The organism is Syntrophorhabdaceae bacterium (assembly GCA_036504895.1).
Taxonomy (GTDB): Bacteria; Desulfobacterota; Syntrophorhabdia; order Syntrophorhabdales; family Syntrophorhabdaceae; genus PNOM01.
On record DASXUJ010000043.1, the window covers coordinates 1 to 5386 of the forward strand.

Consider the following 5386-nt stretch of genomic DNA (forward strand, 5'->3'; position numbering starts at 1 on the left):
CTCGCAGCCCACGCACTGGTCTTTATTGATGAATACGGTCCCTTTCCTCTTATGGCCGTCCGTCGTCATGCCCTCGCCTGCCTGCCAGCTTATGGCAGGGCAGCCGATCTCGAGACAGACTTTGCAGCCCCGGCATTTGTCCATATTAACTACGTACACGGGGGCAGGGAATTTCCTCTTCTCCCTCTTCAGCATGATGCAGGGAGAGTCCGTGCAGAGAATGAGAGAGGCTTCGGGCCTGTCCATCTCTTCCTTGACCGTTTTCATCGTTTCTTTGATGTTGTAAGGATCGATCTTTCTGATGTTCTTTACGCCCAGCGCCTTGCCCAGGGTCTCGTAATCGATCATGTTCGCCGGTTCTTCGCGGACCGTGAAACCTGTGCCCGCATGCTCCTGGTGTCCGGTCATGCCGGTGATCCTGTTGTCCAGGACGATAGTCGTGGAGGTGCCTTTGTTGTAGACCGCGTCCATGAGCCCCGTGATTCCTGAGTGGAGGAAGGTGGAGTCGCCGAGGACCGCCACTACCTTGCCGAGACCCGCGTCGCCCATGGCCTTTAATGCGCCGTGGGCCTCACCGATGCCCGCGCCCATACAGACCGTGGTATGAAGGGCCTGAAGGGGAGGAGCGGCAGCGAGGGTATAACAGCCGATATCGCCGAATACGAAGGCGCCCAGCTTCTTGAGGGCATAGAACATCGGCCTGTGGGAGCAGCCCGCGCACATGTTCGGCGGCCTTCTCGGGAGGTCTTCCGGTTTTACCCTGATCTTGGGGGCTTTGTACTTCTTGCCCATGAGGGATTTTTCCACGATCTCCGGGGTCAGCTCGAACATATTGGGGATTACGTCTTTGCCGTGGAACAGCTTATAGCCCATGGCCCTGATCTCCGTCTCGAGGAAAGGATCGAGCTCTTCGACCACGATGACTTTTTTCACTTTCTTGAAGAAGTCGGCGATCATCTTCTTCGGAAGGGGCCAGACCATGCCGAGCTTCAGGTAGGAATAGTTCGGGAACACGTCCTTCGTATAGAGGTAGGAGACGCCGCTCGTGATGACCCCTATACTCGGATCGTTGATCTCCATCTTGTTATACTTGAACTCATCCGCATAGGCTTCCAGTTTTCTCATTCTCTCTTCGATAAACTGACGCCTCACCCGCACGTTTCCCGGGACCATAACGTATTTCGTCGCTTCTTTGGGGTCGAGGTTCAAAGGAATCTTCGATTCTACCCTGTCTTCCAGGGAGACGGGAGAATCCGAGTGGGCTACCCTCGTCTCCGTTCTGAGCAGAACCGGCGTGTCGAAGTTCTCGCTGATATCATACCCGACTTTCACGAAATCTTTACATTCCTGGGCATCGGCAGGCTCGAGCATGGGAACCTTGGCGAAGCGCGCCCAGTTCCGGCTGTCCTGCTCGTTCTGGGAGCTGTGCACGTTGGGATCATCGGCAACGATGATGACCATGCCGCCCTTTACGCCCGTGTAAGCCAGGGTCATGAAGGGGTCTGCCGCCACGTTCATGCCCACGTGCTTCATGGATGCCATGCACCGTGCGCCCGCGATCGCGGCGCCGCTTGCCACTTCCACGGCCACTTTCTCGTTCGGGGCCCACTCCGCGTAAATCTCCGGATAATTGTCTGCTATTTCCTTCAGAATCTCACTGCTGGGTGTTCCGGGATATGCTGCCGCGACCGTTACCCCGGCCTCCCATGCACCTCGTGCAATTGCGCTGTTGCCCTGCATTATCTCTTTCATAAAACCCCCATGTGGCGTAACGCCTTAGTTTTTGTGAAAAACAACAATCCACCTCCTTAGCATTTTTTTGCCCATGTTTAGATTCCAATGCCCTGTTTTCCGGAACAAAACATACGACGGCTTGTTAATTTATTCACTTTTTATTTTCCCTTGAAATGAAGAACTTGTCAAGAGGTTTGCGTGTTTCAGGCCGGAGAGGGGCCCCTCTTTCCCCGCTACTTTTTGTATACAGAACAGATAAAAATGGAAAGCCTTCCCCGTGGAGGAGGTCAGGCCAGGGTACTGAGCTCTTTTACGATCGCCTTCATGCCGATCAGTCCCTCTTCCAGACAGGTAATTGAGAGTCTCTCGTTCACCCCGTGCATCCTGAAAAGCTCTTCCTCCGGAAGGGTGACCGGGAAAAATCCGTAGGCCATGGCGCCGAACCGCCTGAAATAGCGGAGGTCGGTGGCTCCCGTGGTAATGAAAGGCAAGAGGGGGACCGGTGTCTTGACGGATTTCATGACCTTCGCGATTGCCTTGAAATAAGGGGTATCGTATCCCGAGGGTACGGGCTCCGCGTCTCCGCCGCTGATGGGGACCACCTGGACCTTCCTGCCTGCAAGGCTCACCACTTTTTTCATGAACCGGGCATAATTCTCGCCCGGGAGCAGGCGTGCATCGAAATAGGCGCTCGACTCGCTCGGTATGACGTTGACCTTTTCACCGCCCCTGAGCACGGTAAGGGCGATCGTATTGCGAAGGAGCGAGTTATAGACGGGATTGTCCTCCGCGAATCTCCTGAACCCTTCCTGCGAGAGGGCATCTTTCAGGGTGCGGTAGGTAAACCCCTTTCCCTTCCGCCCTTTGAAAATGCCGTCCATATAAGCCTTCACGATCCTGGTCTCTTTAAAGGGCCACTTAAAGGCGCAGATCGAGCGGGCAGCCTCGATGATCTTTTCGTTCGCATTCTCTTTACGCGGCATGGACCCATGTCCCCCAATCCCGTCGGCCCTGATAAAAAACTGGGCCAGGCTCTTTTCCGCCACGGAGATCTGGGCGTGGAGCACCCCGGCTTCCTCGGTGATCCACCCCCCTTCGCTGAGGACGAAAGAGGCTGTCTTCAGCTCAGGCGCCTTTTCGATGATGTCCTCGGCCCCGAACTTGCCGCCCACTTCCTCGTCTCCTGTAGCGAGAAACAGGATGTCACGCTCGGGAGTAATCCCCTCCTTGCGCAGCGCCATGAATGCGAGGAGCTGGCAAATTGTCTGGGATTTCATGTCTATGGCGCCCCTGCCGTAGATGTACCCGTCTTTCAGGACACCGCCAAAGGGATCGACCTCCCACTCGTCTTCATGGGCAGCGACCACATCTACATGGGAGAGGAGTATGATGGGTTTTCCCTTTTGCTTTCCCGGAATCCGGGCAAGGAGGTTCGCCCGTTTCGCCGCGGCCTCATAAATCTGCGAATCGATTCCCGCTTCTTTGAGGAGGGCCTCGAGGAACAGGATCGCCTCCTCCTCGTTGCCGGGAGGATTCGTGGTATTTATACGGATGAACTGCTGAAGAAGGGATACGGCAAGATCAAGCTCTTTCATATATATGTCAGTAGGGCACGCTATCAGTGGGACTCACGTCGCCCCCTCCGCGGGCAAAGCCCGTGGAGCCTCCCCCTCGCGCTCGCTTTGCGAGCTAAACGCGCGGGGAGGTTTCTCCTTTATCGTTCGTTGTATTCACGCGCAACAGACGTGAATCGGTTGTATTCCATATCTAAACCCACTCACGTCGCTTAGTTTCTCGTTTGTTTGACACTCTAAACGCCTTACAGGCTTTTCATCACCCGTATTTCCGTTTTCCGATTACACCTTTTCCGATTTTCCTCTTTTTCGCTTCACACGCATTGGGGCACAAAAAAACGGGGGGATGTGCTCCCCCCGTTTTGCTACTTTTTTGTCTTTTTCTCTTTCTTCGGTTCTTCAGTCTTTTTGGTGGCGGTTTTTTTGGTTCCGCAGCCGCCGCTTTTTGTTCCACATGCCATAGGATGCCTCCTTATACTTTTCCCGAAAAGGTGTTTTTACGCGGCCGGAAATGCGGATCAGACCGCCACGACCTCTTTTATCTCGGGAATATCGGTCTTCAGTGTCTTCTCCACGCCCATTTTAAGGGTCATGGCGCTCATGGGGCAACTGCCGCATGCCCCTTTGAGACGCACCTTCACGACGCCGTCGACCACGTCGACAAGCTCGATGTCTCCCCCATCACGCTGCAGAAAAGGTCTTATTTTCTTTATTGATTCTTCTACTTTCTCTCTCATCCCTTCTCCTCCTCCTGCCCAATCACAAGGGCTCCTTTATTGTAAGCACTTAAAGGGCTTTTTGTAAATACGTGATGAGGCGCTCTCCCATGGGGGGCGCGAGGGAATGTCTCTTCGATCCCATGTGCCCGATCCATTCGTTACTGGATACTCACCTTGATCTCTTTGGGCGCCGACTTCTGCGTCTTAGGCACCACGATCCTGAGCACCCCGTCCACATAGGTTGCCTTCGCATTGTCGGCGGTTACGTCGGAAGGAAGCTGGACTGTCCTTTGGAAGAGGCCGAAACGCCTCTCGGACCTGAAACATACCTCGTCCGTCATATCTTCTCCCTTCTTCCGCTGCCCTTTAATACTGAGGATATCCTCCATGATCGAGATTTCGATCTCCTTGGGGTCGACCCCCGGAATATCTACGGCCACGATCACGTCGTTTGCCGTCTCCGAGACATCGAGGGCAGGAGCCCAGGAATCCGAACGGGTGGAAGGGAAACTCACTTTTTCGAAGAAGTCCTCGAACATCTTGTCCATTTCATCCCTTAGGGATGGAAACCTTGTGTCCCACAGAGGCTTCCATTGTATAATCGCCATACCCGGCACCCCCTTATGTTTAATACAGAGACGACTTACTCACTCTGCTACGCCTCGTTTCCAGAAACTGACGATCCCGGACCTGTGAAAGACGAGCTGGATGAGCTCCCACCCGTCTTCTCCCATCTCATTAAACAATCCGGAAAGGTTTTCCATCTGCTCCATGCCGATATCATGAACCTCACACGTCCCCTCGGGCTTGCAGGCGTACATAATGTTCTTGTGGGGATGAGTAACCACGCCTTTTTCTTCCAGACCCTGGGATGTATAAACTTTTACCGTATATTCGTATTTCATCTTTTATCCTTTTTTAAGTATCGCATCAAGGGCATATAATATTCTAATGCAAAGATGCTCCATTTTAAAGTGGTAAAAGGGGAGAAGGTCGAGGGAAGGCGGCGGCCTACTGCGCGTCGGCGAGCCGTTTTCTTAACGCTTCGTTTGCCTTGAGGACCTCCTGGGCATCCTTGCCCGTGATCTCCCAGGCGTAGGCTCCTTTGCCGTCCCTCTTCAGCTTTATCTTAATATCTCCTTTAAGATTCTTCCTTATTTCCTCCATCTCTTTCTTGTACTGGGACTCGACCGCCTCGCCGGATGCGGCCTTTGGAGGAACGGGCGCTTCCTGGGGCCGGGCGCACGCCAAAAGGAGAAAAGATACGAAGAGTATTGAGAAAATTCTCATGGCGTCATATTATAACTTCACCAGGGGCTTTTCAACACATTTTTGGAGGGATGAATGGCGATACATGCG

At 53.7% G+C, this 5386-nt stretch carries 6 protein-coding genes; all 6 read right to left on the minus strand.

Features of this window, described 5'->3' with window-relative positions; translation table 11 throughout:
• A partial coding sequence (gene iorA, locus VGJ94_05225) for an indolepyruvate ferredoxin oxidoreductase subunit alpha (protein ID HEY3276001.1) occupies positions 1 to 1752 on the minus strand: 1752 nt, incomplete at its 3' end.
• A 269-nt stretch (positions 1753 to 2021) separates the two neighbouring features.
• Positions 2022 to 3329 carry a M20/M25/M40 family metallo-hydrolase gene (locus tag VGJ94_05230; GenBank protein ID HEY3276002.1) on the minus strand — a complete coding sequence of 436 codons (1308 nt, stop codon included), beginning with the start codon at positions 3327 to 3329 and terminating at the stop codon, positions 2022 to 2024.
• A gap of 497 nt (positions 3330 to 3826) precedes the next feature.
• Positions 3827 to 4045 (minus strand): NifU family protein, encoded by a 219-nt coding sequence (locus VGJ94_05235; GenBank protein HEY3276003.1) that lies wholly within the window; start codon positions 4043 to 4045, stop codon positions 3827 to 3829.
• 140 nt (positions 4046 to 4185) lie between these two features.
• Entirely contained in the window at positions 4186 to 4635 is a 450-nt protein-coding gene (locus VGJ94_05240) for an Hsp20/alpha crystallin family protein (GenBank protein ID HEY3276004.1), read from the minus strand.
• Positions 4636 to 4674: 39 nt separating this feature from the next.
• Complete coding sequence (locus VGJ94_05245; GenBank protein HEY3276005.1) at positions 4675 to 4932, minus strand: hypothetical protein; 258 nt, start codon at positions 4930 to 4932, stop codon at positions 4675 to 4677.
• A 106-nt stretch (positions 4933 to 5038) separates the two neighbouring features.
• Positions 5039 to 5317: a hypothetical protein gene (locus VGJ94_05250; protein HEY3276006.1), complete on the minus strand. Its 279-nt coding sequence runs from the start codon at positions 5315 to 5317 to the stop codon at positions 5039 to 5041.
• Positions 5318 to 5386: the final 69 nt, after the last annotated feature.